This is a genomic window from Bradyrhizobium sp. 186 (genome assembly GCF_023101685.1).
Lineage (GTDB): Bacteria > Pseudomonadota > Alphaproteobacteria > Rhizobiales > Xanthobacteraceae > Bradyrhizobium.
In genome coordinates this window covers 4117678-4132721 of the sequence record NZ_CP082164.1, presented here as the reverse complement: position 1 = coordinate 4132721, position 15044 = coordinate 4117678, and the positions used below count along the sequence as shown (strand labels likewise).

Annotated in this window: 11 protein-coding genes and 1 pseudogene; 7 read left to right on the top strand and 5 right to left on the bottom strand. The window is 63.9% G+C overall.

Features of this window, described 5'->3' with window-relative positions; translation table 11 throughout:
- The first annotated feature begins 47 nt into the window (after nucleotides 1-47).
- From IVB18_RS19635 to IVB18_RS19620, 4 genes are read left to right on the top strand one after another with little or no spacing between them, the layout of a single operon-like run.
- Nucleotides 48-1142, top strand: a complete 1095-nt coding sequence (locus tag IVB18_RS19635) for an ABC transporter ATP-binding protein (RefSeq protein ID WP_247990644.1) — start codon at nucleotides 48-50, stop codon at nucleotides 1140-1142.
- A gap of 29 nt (nucleotides 1143-1171) precedes the next feature.
- Nucleotides 1172-2218 (top strand): ABC transporter substrate-binding protein, encoded by a 1047-nt coding sequence (locus tag IVB18_RS19630; RefSeq protein WP_247990643.1) that lies wholly within the window; start codon nucleotides 1172-1174, stop codon nucleotides 2216-2218.
- Between the two features lie 3 nt (nucleotides 2219-2221).
- Entirely contained in the window at nucleotides 2222-3085 is an 864-nt protein-coding gene (locus tag IVB18_RS19625) for an ABC transporter permease (RefSeq protein ID WP_247990642.1), read from the top strand.
- Complete coding sequence (locus tag IVB18_RS19620; protein ID WP_247990641.1) at nucleotides 3085-3900, top strand: ABC transporter permease; 816 nt, start codon at nucleotides 3085-3087, stop codon at nucleotides 3898-3900. The genes IVB18_RS19625 and IVB18_RS19620 overlap by 1 nt, the downstream gene beginning before the upstream one ends.
- On the opposite strand, the gene IVB18_RS19615 is transcribed toward IVB18_RS19620, so the two are convergent.
- Nucleotides 3901-4233 carry a hydroxyisourate hydrolase gene (locus tag IVB18_RS19615; RefSeq protein ID WP_247990640.1) on the bottom strand — a complete coding sequence of 111 codons (333 nt, stop codon included), beginning with the start codon at nucleotides 4231-4233 and terminating at the stop codon, nucleotides 3901-3903. It abuts the gene before it with no gap.
- Between the two features lie 29 nt (nucleotides 4234-4262).
- On the opposite strand from IVB18_RS19615, the pseudogene IVB18_RS19610 reads away from it, so the two are divergent.
- Nucleotides 4263-4439: pseudogene (locus tag IVB18_RS19610) on the top strand (MFS transporter); the annotation flags it as partial.
- 2 nt (nucleotides 4440-4441) lie between these two features.
- On the opposite strand, the gene IVB18_RS19605 reads toward IVB18_RS19610, so the two are convergent.
- Nucleotides 4442-5857, bottom strand: coding sequence for an IS4 family transposase (locus IVB18_RS19605; protein WP_247983252.1), 1416 nt, complete (start codon nucleotides 5855-5857; stop codon nucleotides 4442-4444).
- Nucleotides 5858-5950: 93 nt separating this feature from the next.
- On the opposite strand from IVB18_RS19605, the gene IVB18_RS19600 reads away from it, so the two are divergent.
- Both IVB18_RS19600 and IVB18_RS19595 read left to right on the top strand, forming a co-directional pair.
- The gene (locus IVB18_RS19600; protein ID WP_247990639.1) at nucleotides 5951-6997 is read left to right on the top strand and encodes an MFS transporter; all 1047 of its coding nucleotides are present in this window, start codon (nucleotides 5951-5953) and stop codon (nucleotides 6995-6997) included.
- Entirely contained in the window at nucleotides 6978-8348 is a 1371-nt protein-coding gene (locus IVB18_RS19595) for an amidase (protein WP_247990638.1), read from the top strand. The genes IVB18_RS19600 and IVB18_RS19595 overlap by 20 nt, the downstream gene beginning before the upstream one ends.
- A gap of 226 nt (nucleotides 8349-8574) precedes the next feature.
- Here IVB18_RS19595 and IVB18_RS19590 read toward each other — a convergent pair whose 3' ends face one another.
- The 3 genes from IVB18_RS19590 to IVB18_RS19580 form a co-directional block, all read right to left on the bottom strand.
- On the bottom strand, nucleotides 8575-9597 hold the full coding sequence (locus IVB18_RS19590; RefSeq protein WP_247990637.1) for an alpha/beta fold hydrolase: 1023 nt from the start codon (nucleotides 9595-9597) through the stop codon (nucleotides 8575-8577).
- Between the two features lie 173 nt (nucleotides 9598-9770).
- On the bottom strand, nucleotides 9771-10133 hold the full coding sequence (locus IVB18_RS19585; RefSeq protein ID WP_247990636.1) for a hypothetical protein: 363 nt from the start codon (nucleotides 10131-10133) through the stop codon (nucleotides 9771-9773).
- 31 nt (nucleotides 10134-10164) lie between these two features.
- The gene (locus IVB18_RS19580; RefSeq protein ID WP_247990635.1) at nucleotides 10165-14991 is read right to left on the bottom strand and encodes an NAD-glutamate dehydrogenase; all 4827 of its coding nucleotides are present in this window, start codon (nucleotides 14989-14991) and stop codon (nucleotides 10165-10167) included.
- Nucleotides 14992-15044 lie beyond the last annotated feature (53 nt).

The following is a 15044-nucleotide window of genomic DNA, read 5'->3' as shown; positions in this document are numbered from 1 at the left end:
CGGGCACGAGACTTGCTTTCTCTTTTGGGGCAACGGGAGGCAACACCATGGCTGATGCGCAAAGCGGCCGTTCGCTCGTCGTCGACGCCGTCACCCACCGCTATCCGAGCGGCGCGCTCGCGGTCGAGAATATCAACCTCGACATCAAGGGCGGCGAGATCATCGCGCTGCTCGGCCCCTCCGGCTGCGGCAAGACGACCCTGCTGCGGATCATCGCCGGCTTCATCGCGCAGAGCCAGGGACGGATCATCATCGGCGACGACATCGTCGATGCGCTGCCGCCGAACCGCCGCGCGGTCGGCATCGTGTTCCAGAACTATGCCCTGTTTCCACATCTCACCGTCACCGAGAACGTCGGCTACGGCCTCGCCGCCCGCGGCATCGACAAGGCGACGCGCCAGCGCGAGGCGAAACGGCTGCTCGAGCTGGTGCAACTGCCGTCGATGGCCGAGCGCCTGCCGCGGCAGCTCTCGGGCGGTCAGCAGCAGCGCGTCGCGCTCGCGCGCGCGCTAGCGATCAAGCCGTCGATCCTGCTGCTCGACGAGCCCTTTGCGGCGCTGGACAAGAACCTGCGGCTCGACATGCAGATCGAGGTCAAGCGGCTGCAGCGGGTCTCGGGCATCACCACGCTGATCGTGACGCACGACCAGGAAGAGGCGCTGTCGATGGCCGACCGCGTCGCAGTGCTGAGCCACGGCAAGCTCGAACAGTTCGGATCGCCGTCGGACGTCTACGACCGTCCGCAGACCCTGTTCGTGAATACCTTCGTCGGATCGAGCAACCGCATGCCCGGCGTCGTGATATCGGCGGACCGCACCGCCGCAAAGATACGCCTCGATGCCGGCGCGGAGATCGTCGCACGGCCCGCGAGTGGCACCCTCGCCGAAGGCGGCCGCGTCACCGTATGCATCCGCCCCGAACACCTGCAATTCGTCGGCGACGAAACGGGCTTTGCCGGTGTGGTCGGCATGTCGTTACCGTTAGGTGCCACCGTCGTCCATGAGGTCACGACCGCCGACGGCTCCGGCGTAAAAGTATCCCAGGCGCGTATCGGGGAGACGCGCGCGCTGGAGAACGGCGCCGCGGTGCGCCTCGCACCGCTCGCGCCATCACTCGCCAACGCCTTTCCCGCAACGCTTTAGACCCAGTCATAGTCCACAGGGAGTTTGCCATGATCCTCAACCGCCGAAGCCTGATGACGACCGCACTCACACTCGGCGCCATGAAGGCGTTTCCCGGACTGAGCTTCGCCCAGGCCCGTCCGCTCGTGTTTGCGACCTTCACCGGAAGCTGGGAGGAAGCGCACAAGGCGGTGCTGGTGCCGGCCTTCCGAAAAGCGAACGCCGACGCCGCAATTGTGCTCGATCCGATGCTCTCGGTCGACCAGATCGCAAAAGTGAATGCCGCCAAGGCCAACCCGCCGATCGACGTCATGCTGCACGATCCCGGCCCTGCCCTCGTCGCCATCGGCCAGGATCTCGTCGAGCCTTATCCGGTCGAGAAGAGCGCCCACTACAAGGATCTGATTTCCGAGGCGCAGGAGCCGATGGGCCCCGCCCCGTTCTTCCAGGTCGTCGGCCTCACCTACAATCCCGAGGCGATCAAGACACCGCCGACCTCCTGGGCGGATCTCTGGAAGCCGGAGTTCAAGGGTCGTGTCGGCATCACCAATCTCAACTCGACGCTGGGCACCGGCTGGCTGGTCGAAATCGCCAAGATGCGCGGCGGCTCCGAGGCCAATGTCGATCCCGGCTTCAAGGCGCTGGAAGAGCTCAAGCCCAATCTCGCCGCGGTCGCCGCCAATCCGGGCGCGCTCGCAACCCTGTTCCAGCAGGGCCAGATCGACATCTCCCCGGGCAATTTCAACGCCATCCAGATTCTCAAGGCGCGCGGCGTGCCGGTCGAGTTCGTGGCACCAAAGGAAGGCGCCATCGCCTTCAAGACCACGATCCACATCGTCAAGAATTCGCCGAACCGCGAGCTCGCCTTCAAGCTGATCGAGGCGGCACTGACGGCGGAGGTGCAGACCACCCTGATGAACCCGCCCTACCTGATCGTGCCGACGAATTCCAAGGTGACGATGGGCGGCGAGATCGCACGCGTGCTCGCCAAGGATACGGCCGAGCTGAAGCAGAAGTTCGTGTTCCAGGACTGGACGAAGATCAACGAGCAGCGCTCGGCCTGGATCGAGCGCTTCAACCGCGAGATCAAGATCTAGGCCATGGGCGCAGCACCGGCATCACGGGACGTGACGTCCTACGGAATGGGATTGGCGGCGCCGCTGGCGCTGTTCTTCCTGGTCTTCTTCGTCGCGCCGCTGCTGCAATTGTTCTGGCTCTCGCTGCACAACGACACGGCCGGGCTCCATTGGGGGCTCGGCCAGTACCTGCAGTTCCTGACCGATCCCTTCAGCTTGGGCGTGCTCGGCTCGACGCTGCTGCTCGGCGCCGAGGTGACTGCGGTCTGTCTCGTACTCGGCTTTCCCATTGCGTGGCTCTATCAGAGGGTCGGGCCGCGGCTTCAGACAATTATCATTCTGATCGTGCTGCTACCGCTTCTGACCAGCGTCGTGGTCCGCACCTTCGCCTGGATCGTCATCCTGGGTCGCCAGGGCATCATCAATGCGACGCTGCAATCGCTCGGCATCATCGATACGCCGTTGCGGCTGCTCTACACCCAGTTCGGCGTGGTGATCGCGCTGGCGCAGGTGCAAATGCCGCTGATGACGCTGCCGCTGATCACCGCGCTCGGGCGGATCGATCCCAATCTCGACGATGCCTCGTGCTCGCTCGGCGCTGGAAGCTGGCGCACTTTCTTCAAGATCGTGCTACCGCTATCGCTGCCCGGCGTGATCGCCGGGTGCACGCTGACCTACGCCGCCGCGATCACGGCCTTCATCACCCAGTCGCTGATCGGCGGCGGTCAGATGCTGTTCATGCCGATGTATCTCTATCAGCAGGCGTCGACTCTCCAGAACTGGCCCTTTGCATCCGCGATCTCGATCATCTTCCTGCTCGCCGTGCTCGCGGTGGTGTCCGTCTTCACCACGCTCGGCCGCATGTCGCGCGGCTATGGAGGCGCGTGATGGGCGGACGCAAGCGCACCTTGGAGGCGATCAGCTTCGAAGTCGTTATGACCGTGATCGCGCTGATCGCGCTTATCCTGATCATCGCGCCGTCGCTTGTCGTGCTGATCGTCTCCTTCACCAGCGGCTTCTCGCTCAAATTCCCGCCGCCGGGCTATTCGCTGCGCTGGTACGTCGAACTGTGGAATGCCTGGCAGTTGCACTTTGCCGCACGTAACAGCCTGTTGGTCGCGCTGTGGGCAACGGGGCTGACGATCGTGCTCGGCGTCGCGGCGGCACTGGCGATCTCGCGGTCGCGGACGTTGTCGGCGCGATTGCTCGATTCGCTCTTCATGTCGCCACTCGTGCTTCCTGCGCTCGCTTTCGGGCTTGCAGCGCTGATGTTGTTCTCGTTAGTCGGCCTGCCGGTGTCGCCGCTGACGCTGGTGATCGGCCACACCGTGGTCTGCGTCCCCTATGTCCTGCGCAACACGGTCGCGGCGCTGGCGCAGCTCGAGCCGACCCTGCTTGAGAGTTCGGCGGCACTCGGCGCGAGCCGCCTCTACACGTTCCGCCGCATCGTGCTGCCACTGATCCGGCCGGGCATCATCGCGGGCGCTTTCATCGCCTTCATGTCGTCCTTCGACAACGTGCCGGTCTCGCTGTTCCTGCGCGACGCCGCAACCGATATGCTGCCGATCCGGATGTGGCAGGACCTCGAGGGCAAGCTCGACGTCACCATCGCCGCGCTGTCGGGCGTGCTGATCATCGCTACCGTCGCGCTGGTCGCGGTGATGGAGCGCGTCACCGGACTGTCACGGCGGCTGACCAACTGATCAGGCGCCGCGGAACAGCGAATAGCCCCAGCGTGTGAACTTCAACGGCAGATGAAAATGCTCGTCGATATTGTTGATGCGGAAGCGGAACGGCGTCACGGTGAGAAAGCCGTCATCAGCGAAGAACTCGCCGAGGTGAAACAGCACCTCGTATACGCCCGCCGTGATGCCGACGCCTTGCGCGACGGGATGATCGAGCACGCCGTTGGCGCCGAGCCGTCCCTCGGCGAGGCGCACCGAATCGGGATCGATCCGCCAGATCTCGACCCGCAGGCCCTGCGCCGGGCGTCCGCTCGCCACGTCGACCGCGTGAATGGAAATACCGCCTGCCACCTTGCCGTTCCTCATATGAGCGCGCGGCCATGGTAGACGGAAACACTGCCGTTCGGCCAGCGCCCGCGTTGCTGCCGGCCCTGGGGGCGATGACCTCGCTCCAGGCGCTGGTCGCGCTGGCCTTGTTCGCGCCGGGCGTGGTCGCGCCCCGCGCCCATATCGACGTCTGGCAACTTTCGATGTTCTCATGCGCGGTGTTCGCCGTCTTTCAATTACCCACAATTTCTGCACCGACTATGGCCCCCAGCGCGATGTCGGTCAGGCGCGATAGCCCGCGCCACATGACCGTGTTGCCGGGCGGAGGATCGTGGGCGCGGGCGAGATAGCCGCCGAGCCTGGCGATCTTGGCCAGGTAATGTGAGAGGGTTTTCCGTCGAGCTTGCGGTTTGTCATTCACGAGTCGATCGAGCAGGGCGATTTCAGTTGCGGTCAACGCAAGAGTCGGTAGCGCCCCTGGAGCTGCGCGATTGAGCATCGTCATCCAGAAGACCCGCCAACTGAGGATGCAAAAGACAGAGATCAGGTTGGTCAGACGCTGGGCGGTCCGGAGCTTCGATTCCTCAGCTTTGCAGCCCGATTTGAGGATCTTGTGGAAGACTTCGATTTTCCATCTTAAGGCATACCATTCGAGTTTCTCGATTGCGTCGGCGCGTGAGCCCACAGGCAGATCTGTAATCAGCTTCCACTCGATCTTCTTTCTGTTCTTCGGCGTTACGCGCTCTTCGGCATGGATCACCGTCAAGATCAGCGCAGGATAGCGCTTCTGCTTCCCAATTGGCGGCAGGACGCGAATCTTGCGATATCTGATCTCAAGGACGGCTTCATCGGGATCGCCGTTGTTGTTTCTGACGTCGATGCGATGCAGTCCTTTGACGGCGACCTCGTCCATTTCGTCGGCGATCGTGTGATCCCCATCCCCAGCCAAGCGATTAACGCAAGTCCTGATCACGAAATGCGTTCCAGCTTCGCGAGCCGCGCAGAACAGCTCATAGATGTCGCTCTCGCGATCACCGATATGGATGCATCGTCCCGGATCGCGCAGCAGCTCTGTGGATTGCCGGACATTATCCAGCCATCGGACGCTCTCCTTCTTCTCGATGGGAACGCGCGTCGGGTTGATCTTCTTTTTAAGCGCGGCAGTCCCCTTGAATTTCTTTCGGGTCCAGAATTTGACGGCCGTCAGTCCAAGCGGCAGCCCCTCGGTCGTTACCGCCAGGCTCGAGTGCATCAGGATGCCGCAAACCGTGTGCGATCTCAGGCGGCCGGCCTTGTCCCGGCCGCTGTTTATGCTCTTGGTGATCCCGATCGCGTCTGAGTCCTCCCTTCGATAGCTGAACTCGGTTGTATCATGGAGCACCAGAACAGCACCGCCTGTGGCAATCGTGCGCTCACGCGTCGATTGAAAGTGGCCTGCCAGAATGTCCGCCTCACTGACCCGGTCGTTGGAGAAAAAACGATAGGCAGCCTTTGTGTTGGCCCAATCCTGGCAAACCAGCGGAATGCTTTCTCCCATGGCGCTCCCGATCTGCGCCACCAGTTTGCGGAGCCGCTTGTTCAGGCGCTCGTCGGCAAGGCTGCAGCCCGCGAGCTCACGATCAAACCATGCGCCTGCTTCTCCGTCCATTGGCACCGCCCCCGCGAATCGGTGCCAGACAAGGAATCACGGTCGATTCCTGCGATGCAACAGTTTATGCGCTCCCTCAGCCCACTCGGCTAAATGTGGGTAATTGAAAGGTTCGCCGTCGGCATACCGGCGTCGTTGTGGGGCGGTAGCTTCATCGCGCGCCTCGGCTCCTTGCGAATCGCGAGCCTGTGCGCGGCAGCCATCGCCGCCAGCATGGCGCTGGCGTCACTCGGATCGAGTGCCGCATTGCTGGCGGCGGGCCTCTGCCTCGGCCTTGCCTTTGGACCCGAGACTCCCGCGAGCGCAGCGCTGCTGGCAAGGCTCGTGACGACCGAGCGGCGCGCCTTTGTCTTCTCGGTCCGCCAGACCGGCAACCAGATCGGCGCGGTCTGCGGCTCGCTGGCCCTGCCCGCGATCGCCATCTGGCTTGGACCGGCCTGGTGCTATGCGGCGGTCGGCGCCTGCGCGCTGCTCGCAATCCTGCTCTTCGAACGTCTGAAGCCGGCCTATGCCGGCAAAGTCATCCCTCCTCCGAAGCTCGATCTTCGCGCGCGATTGGCGCTCGTAACTGCGGACCGGCGGATCGCGATGCTGGCGCTGGCCTCGATGCCGTTCAGTGCGATGCAGGTGTCGCTCAACACGGTGTTCGTCATGCTGGGAACGCGCGAACTTGGACTGAGCCACATCGAGGCCGGCATGGCGCTCGCCTGCGCGCAGGCAGGCGGCCTGATCGGTCGGCTCGGCTGGGGCTTTGTCGCCATGCGCCTGGACGCCTCGCGCATGGTGCTCATTGTTATCGGGTTGGGCATGGCGTTCTGCGCCGCTTTGCTTGGCCTCGATGGCGTATCGCTCGGCCGCACCGGACAATTTGCCGTCGCGGCCTTGTTTGGCCTGACGGCGTCGGGGTGGAACGGCGTCTTCATCGCCGAGATCGCGCGCCTTGCTCCGCAGGACAGGATCGGCGAGACCACGGGCGCGGTGCTGACCGCATCCTATGCAGGCCTGCTGGCGGCGCCGGCGCTGATTTCTATCTTGGACACCACCGCCAGCCTCGGCGCAGCCTTCTTCGCCATGGCATGCCTCGCCCTCTGCGGAACATTGGCGTTGATCTGGGGAAGCCATGACAAAGCCGGCACATAGCGCGTCCGACATCGCGGCCAATGTCGCCGCCGGGCGGACGAGCGCTGTCGCGACCGCAAAGGCGGCTCTCGACCGCATCGAGGCAGCGAAAGCCTTGAATGCGGTTGTCTCCATCGATCCTGCGCGCACGCTTGCCGATGCCGCAGCAGTCGACGCTCGCCTGAGCGCCGGGGAGAAAATGCCGCTGGCCGGCGTCCCCGTCGTCGTCAAGGACAACATCTGGGTCGGCGGCTGGCGCGTGACGCAGGGCTCAAAGCTGTTCGCAGACTTCGTCGCACCGCAGGATGCGATTGCCATATCGCGGACCCGCAAGGCCGGCGCCGTTGTCGTCGGCATCGGCGCGACATCCGAATTCGCGTGCAAGGGCGTCACGACCTCTCCCCTGTTCGGTCCCACCCGACATCCCCTCAACCCGAATCTGACCCCGGGCGGCTCTTCGGGCGGACCGGCCACCGCGGTTGCAGCCGGGCTCGTGCCTATTGCGATCGGCACCGACGCGGGCGGCTCCAGCCGGAGGCCGCCGGCCCATGTCGGCGTTGTCGGCTTCAAACCGTCGTACGGAGCCATCCCTTATGGCCCCGGCTTTGCCGAGCCATTCTTCGGGCTGTCCGTCATCGCGCCGATCGCCACTACCGTCGTCGACGTCGCGCTTGCATTCGAGAGCATGGTCGGTCTCGATCCGCGCGACCCGGATTCCGCGGTCATCGCGACCAACGATCGCGAACTCAAGAATTTGCGGATCGCCTATTCTCCCCGCCTCGGACTCGACGTTGCGACCGACCAGGTCGTCGCCGACGGACTGGCTTCGGCCGTCGCGCGTCTGTCAACCGCGGGTCTGCGGATCGAAAATCGCGATCCAGTGTGGCCGCCCGAGGCGACCGAGGAGGCCATCATGCCCTTGCAGCACGCTGGCCTCGCCGCCCTCTATGGCAGCGCCTTCCGTAGCGACCCGACCGTCTTCGATGCGGATATCGCCCGGCAGATTGAGCGCGGCCTTTCCTGGACGGGCGCGGAAGTCGGCGCTGCGTTGGGCGCGAGCACAGCCATCGCCAATACGTTCGCCGCGTTTCTCTGCGATATCAATCTGTTGCTGGCGCCGACCGTCCCTTGCCTCGCCTGGCCGCTGAGCCAGCCTGGCCCGACGACGATTGGCGGTAAGGCCGCGAGCCCGCGCGGGCACGCGGTTTTCACGCCCTTCGTCAATCATGCGCGCGTCGCTGCGATCTCAATTCCGTGTGGTACGAGTCCGGACGGACTTCCATTCGGATTGCAGATTATCGCTCGGCGCGGACAGGACCGAACGCTGCTCCGGGCGGCGCAACAGATAGAGGCGATCCTACAAGCGCCATGATCCAGACCCCATAATATTTGATCATGGGGACACTGGCCTCCCGAATGAAGCGAGTACCGACGTTGCCGCGCGCGGCCTCCGCCAGGCAAAGATCACACGTTCGAATCGTGTCGGGCGCGCCATTTCGGTACAAAGCCGGGCACCCCAAAACCTGCCGTTTTTGCGCTTGAAGCCGCGACCAGCGTGCGCAGGAGCACACTTTTCGCCCAGCGTCGCACGCGGCCTCTTACGCGGTCGTACCGTCGATCGAGCGGCGGATCACCCGCTGCACTTCCGCATTCGATAGAAAAAGATCGTGGTTGATGATGCCCCAGCCTTCCTGGGAAGCATCGACCACGCGCACGCCGAGCCGCTCGATGGCGGCCTTCTCGGCGGCACCGACCCTGGTCATTCCACCTGCGATTTGTCCCGACAGCGCCAGTGCGCGATCGTTCGTCGCGGCGATCACGGTGATCTTGCCGGCAAGCGGACCGATGCGGTGGATCGCCGACGAGAATACGTCCATGTCGATATCAGGGGCGGCAAACACGACCGCGCCGATCTTGCTCGTAACAGTGTCGCCGTATCGCGCATAGAGCTGACGCAGGCTTTCGAGCGTCAGCATGGTTCCCATGCTGTGCGCAACGATGTGCACGCGGCCGCCGCCTGAAGCTGACACGAGGGAAGAGAGCACGCGTTCGAAATCGTCGCGGGACCACATCGCGCTGTCGCGGTCATAGGCATAGTCGAACAGTCCTGCCTTGGAGGGCCAGGAGAACACCATGGTCCGGCCACGGAACTTGATCCCATCGGAGAGATGGGCGGCATCGAGCACCGCCGTCTCGAACGTCTGCTTGAAGCCGTGCACATAGATCAGCACGTCTCCTCCGCCGCCGGCCGCGGCAAGGAGATCGCCAACGTCGCCCGGCACCGGTTCGACCCGATCAAGGCGCCAATCGCCAAGTCCGACCGAGGCGAGAGAAAGACGGCTCTCGTCCGGCGCCACCAGCTTCGCCTGCGCGACCGTCATTGTGGTCGCGCGCTCCGGCCCGAACCAGGGTTTCGTGCGACCGCCGTTCACGGGCTTGCGCGTGGTGGTGACGAGCAATGTCGGGTCAACGGAGAGGGACGAGGCGTCGTAGCGCGCGCCAGTCGCGCCCAAGCCTGCGCATCCGCCGAGCGCGAGCGCGCTGCCTGCCGACGCAAGCCCGCCCAGGAGCGCGCGGCGCGATACGAGAGTCTCATGTTGCAGAAGATGTCGGACGATCACACGGAACCTTCGGGAACACTGCCCACCGTTTGCCCCGCCCTGGTAGCTGCGTGAATGATGATGGCGGCGAGAAAAGGGCGGTCCGGTTCCGCTTCAATCAGAACCGATGAGTGCTGGCGCTGATGCGGGCTCCGGCTCGGGATTCTTGCCATGACGGTGTTGCAGATTGCGGATCAAGGCTTCATCCTTGCCACAACTTCAGGCCGGTTCTTCTCGAGCCAGGCCTGAGCTTCCGGCCCGTCGACGACACACTCGAAGGTCTCCCAGGTTGGGTCCTCCAGGGATTCCGATTGCAGCCGCTTCGCCGCATACTCAACGAGGTCGTGCAAGCGTTCGTATCCTCGTCGGTGCTCGAGGGAATCTGCAATCGCCGTGCTGGTCCATCCTCGTTGGGCCAAATCGATAATGCTCGGAGCATTAGCCTCGCTGAACCAGGGTGTGGCATCGAACTCGATGCAGCGGACATTGTCGGCGGTATGGCAAGTAGCGTGGATCATTGACTTCCTCCGTTCGCCGGTAACGACCTGCGCGGGCATTGCACGTCTTGCATTGCTGCCTCACACGCTCTCAGGCTTTGACCAAGTCCCCAAGCAAGTTCGCCGCCACCATCAGCTTGGCGAGCGTCAGGCCACCAGCGGCAATCTCTTCGACCGCACGGCGAATGCGCGTCGCCTCGGGATGAGCTGCAAGCCAGGTCTCCGCAGCCTGCTGACCGGATTGGCCGATGGTCAGCATATCTGCGGCCAAGCGTCTTTCGGCTGCCGCGATCAGCTCGACGGCGCGGTCGATGGCCAGGCGTTCGAAATGATCGCTGGCCGGCACACTGCGCGCGGCGGCGATGATGCGGTCGAGGCGGAAATTGGCTTCGGCGGCAAAGAACGTCGCGGCGGCATCGCCGATGCTGCGACTGGTGCGCTCGGCGACCGTCACGATGTCCGGCGCCGAGACCAGGGCGTCGAGGTTGGCCAGTTCGCCGGCGAGTTCGGTCGGGACGCCGGCATCGGTCAGGTCCTGCCGGCGCTTGCTGCGCGCGGCATGCAAATCCGGTGGCAGGGCGTTGTCGAGAGAGGTTGAGATCTCGCGGATGGCAGGGCCGAACCGGGCAATCACCGCGTTCAGGCCATCCTTGAAATCGACATTGCGCACATACCAGACCATGCGGGAGAGCAGGAGATCCTGGATCGCCGCGTAAAGGCCGAGTTGCAGCTGTCCGTCGATGCGGGTGTCGAGCGCGTCGATCGCGTCATTGAGTCGCCTGAGCTCGTAGATCGCGTCCACCGCCACCTGCGCCATGACGATGGTCGAGATATCGGCGTCGGTCTCGTCGGTCAGGCGCACTATGCAGGCGGGGCCCCCACGGTTGATGACGGCATTGACGAGACTGGTTGCGATGATCTCGCGTCGGAGGCGATGGAGCTCGACCGCGGTCGGGAATTTGTCGGGAACTTCGCGCGGAAAATACAGGGACAGTCTGCGGGCAAGATAAGGATCATCAGGCACGCCGGTAGCGAGCAGGTCGTTGTAGAGTGTCAATTTGGCGTAGGCGAGCAACACGGCAAGTTCGGGCCGTGTCAGGGACTGCCCGCGTCGTGTGCGCTCGGTGATGGCGGCGTCGTCGGGCAGGAATTCGACGGTGCGGCTGAGCAGGCCGCGCTGCTCGAGCGACTGCATCAGGCGGGTGAGGAAGCCGGTCTCGGCCACGCCCTTGCGTTCGGCGAGCGAGAGCGCCAGCGTCTGCAGATAGTTGTTGCGCAGTACGAGCGCACCAACTTCGTTGGTCATCGCGGCAAGGAGGCTGTTGCGGTCAGCCGGATTGAGGCGTCCCTCGCGCTCGGGGCGCGCCAACGCGATCTTGATGTTGACCTCGACGTCCGAGGTGTTCACGCCAGCCGAATTGTCGATCGCGTCGGTGTTGAGCTTGACACCCTTCTGCGCCGCTTCGATGCGGCCGCGCTGGGTGACGCCGAGATTGGCACCTTCGCCGATCACCCTGGCGCGGACGTCTGCGCCCGCTATACGGATCGGATCATTGGCGCGGTCGCCGGCCTGATCGTCGCTTTCCCCCGACGCGCGGACATAGGTGCCGATGCCGCCGAACCACAAGAAGTCCACGCGCGCCTTGAGGATCGCCGTCATCACCTCGAACGGCGTGGCCTCCGGCTTGTCGAGATCGAGCAGGGTGCGCACTTCCGGTGCGAGCGGAATCGCCTTGAGCGAGCGTGAGAACACGCCGCCGCCCTGCGAGATCAGCGCTTTGTTGTAGTCCTGCCAGCTCGATCGCGGCAGGTCGAACAGACGCTTGCGTTCGGCGAAGCTGATCGCCGGATCGGGGGAGGGATCGATGAAGATGTCGCGGTGATCGAATGCCGCCACGAGCTTCGTCGCCGGCGAGAGCAGCATGCCGTTGCCGAAGACGTCGCCGGACATGTCGCCGACGCCGACCACGGTGAAAGGCATGGTCTGAATGTCGGTGCCGAGCTCGCGGAAGTGGCGCTTGACCGCCTCCCAGGCGCCGCGCGCCGTAATCCCCATCTTCTTGTGGTCGTAGCCTTGGCTGCCGCCGGAGGCGAACGCATCGCCGAGCCAATGGTTCTTCTCGGCCGAAATCGCGTTGGCGACGTCGGAGAAGGTGGCGGTGCCCTTGTCGGCGGCGACGACCAAATAGGGGTCGTCGCCGTCATGCCGCACGGTGGAGTCGGGCGGCACGATGTCGTCGCCGTCGAGATTGTCGGTAAGTTCGAGCAGCGAGCGAACGAAGATGCGATAGGCTTCAGTGCCTTCCGCCATAAAGTGGTCGCGATTGGACGGCGACGGTAGGCGCTTGGGCACGAAGCCGCCTTTGGCGCCGACTGGCACGATCACGGCGTTCTTGACCTGCTGCGCCTTCACGAGGCCGAGGATCTCGGTGCGGAAATCCTGCGGCCGGTCGGACCAGCGCAAGCCACCCCGCGCCACCTTGCCGAAACGCAGGTGAATGCCTTCGACACGGGGCGAATAGACGAAAATCTCGTACAGCGGTCGGGGAGCCGGCAGGTCCTCAATCCCGCGTGCGTCGAACTTGAAGGAGATCACCGGACGCGGATGTCCGTCCTGGCCGACCTGCCACAAATTGGTACGGATGGTCGACTGCACCAGATTGGTGAAACGGCGCAGGATGCGGTCTTCATCGAGCGAGGCGACGGATTTGAGCTGCTCCTCGATCTCGGCAAGGAGGGCCGTCTCGCGTGCCGAGCGCTCGGAATCAGTAACTGCGAGGCGTGGATCAAGGCGACCCTGGAACAGCGCGACGAGATTGGCGGTGATCGCGGCGTTCTTGCGCAAGGTCTCCCACATATAGTCCTGGCTGAACGGGGCGCGGATCTGGTGCAAATAGCGAGACAGCGCCCGGATGGTCGAGACTTCCCGCCAGCCGAGGGCCGTGCGCAGGATCAAGGCATTGTATCCGTCAGATTCGGCGCGATCGGTGACCACCGCCATGATCGAGGCTTCCAGGCGATGGCTGAACTCCGGGCTGATCTCGATCGGCTGGCCGTCGCTGATCTCAATCGTCATGTCGTGCAGCCAGACCGGCGCCAGCCTGGTGCGGGGCACGATCTGATAAGTCCGCTCGTTGACCACGCGCAGGCCGTGATTCTCGATCACCGGCACGCGGTAAGACAGCGACAGCGGTGCGGCGTCCGAGAAGACCTTCAGGCCGAAGCGCCTGGGATCGCCCTCGCCATCGTCGCGGTGAACCGAAATCGTCACCGGACGGGCTGGCGTGAGCTTTTCGATGGTGGTGATATCGGCGATCGCCTGTTCCGCCGTGAAAACCTCGGCATAGCCGCCGCTAAAGGCCTGGGCATAGCGATTGGCGAGCATACGCGCCCGCATGCCGTCGGTAGACGCGGTCAGCGCGGCTTTCAGCTTGTCAGCCCAGGTTGCGGCAATCGCACTGATCCCGGCTTCCAGCGTAGCACGCTCGACGACGGGCGTTTTGCCCTCATAGCGCCCGATGATGTAGTGGACGCGCGCTAGCGCCCCTTCAGGGAATGACACGTAGGAGGCGGACAGGGTCCCCTTGTAGACCTGCGACAGAAGGGCACCGACGCGCGTGCGCACATCGGTGTCGTATTTCTCGCGCGGAATGAAAGCGAGGACGGAGACGAAGCGATCGAACTTGTCCACCCGTGCCAGCGCGCGGACGCGGGGGCGCTCATAGAGGATCAGGATCTCCATGACGAAGTTGTAGAGGGTCTCGACGTCAACCTGGAACAGTTCGTCGCGCGGATATTCTTCGAGAATATGCATCAGCGCTTTGCCAGAATGGCTATTCGGGTCGAAGCCGGCGCGCTGCAGCACCTGCGCCACCTTGTGGCGGACATAAGGGATCTGCCGTGCCGAGCGAGTATAGGCGCCCGAGGTGAACAGGCCGACAAGGCGCAACTCGCCCTCGAGCCGGCCGTCGGGCGTGTAGAGTTTGATGCCCACATAGTCCATCCGGATCCGGCGATGAACGCGGCTGCTGACATTGGCCTTGATGACAATGAGGAGGGTCGGCTCCCGCATAAACTCGCGAATTTCCGACGTCATCACCACCATTTCGCTGCCGCGGCGCAGGACCTTCGCATTAGGATCGCGGAGGATGCCGAGGCCTTCCCCGGTCGTGATGTCGTCTGATGCATCGCTGTCGGGCGAGAACCGGTATTCGCGCAGGCCCAGAAACGTGAAATTGTCCGCGCACAGCCACTGCAGGAACAGGTTGGCTTCGGCGACCTCTTCGATCGGCAGCGGCGGCGGATCGGAAGCGAAGGTCTTGATCGCTTTCTCGACCCGGTCGCGCATGGCTCGCCAGTCGGTGATGCAGGCGCGCACGTCGTTCAACGTCGTGGTAAGGTCGTCGATCAGCTTCTTGCGATCGGCATCGGCGTCCAGGCGGGCGATGTGGAGATGAATCAGGCTCTCCCTCGCGCCCTTTGCCCCTTCCGGCAATGCTTCGCCGTGGAAGCGCAGGAGCTGGCCTTTGTCATCGCGCTCCACCGCGATGACCGGATGCGCAACGAGGGTGACTTCGATGCCTTGCTCGACGAGCTCCGCCATGGTGGAATCAAACAGGAAGGGCATGTTGTCGTTGAGAATTTCGAGCACGGAAATCTCGCGCCCATCCGGCATCATCGGATTGACGACGCGGATATCGGCCCTGCCCGCCGTGCGCTGCTGCACATGCTCCCACGCTTGCTCTGCCAGGAAGGCAAGCGAGGAGGCATCGTGATTGGCGAGGTCCTCGATATTGGTGTAGCCGAACAAAAGCTCGGCGAAAGTTCGAGGGCTCTTGCCCGGTTGAACGCTTCCCGCCGCGTCGCGGATCAGAGCTGCCCGGGCTTTGTCGTCACGCCACGCCATAGCGTCCTCCATGTCCCAGCTGACGAACCGCAAATGCAGTCAGGCATTGTTTTTGGAGTGCATCT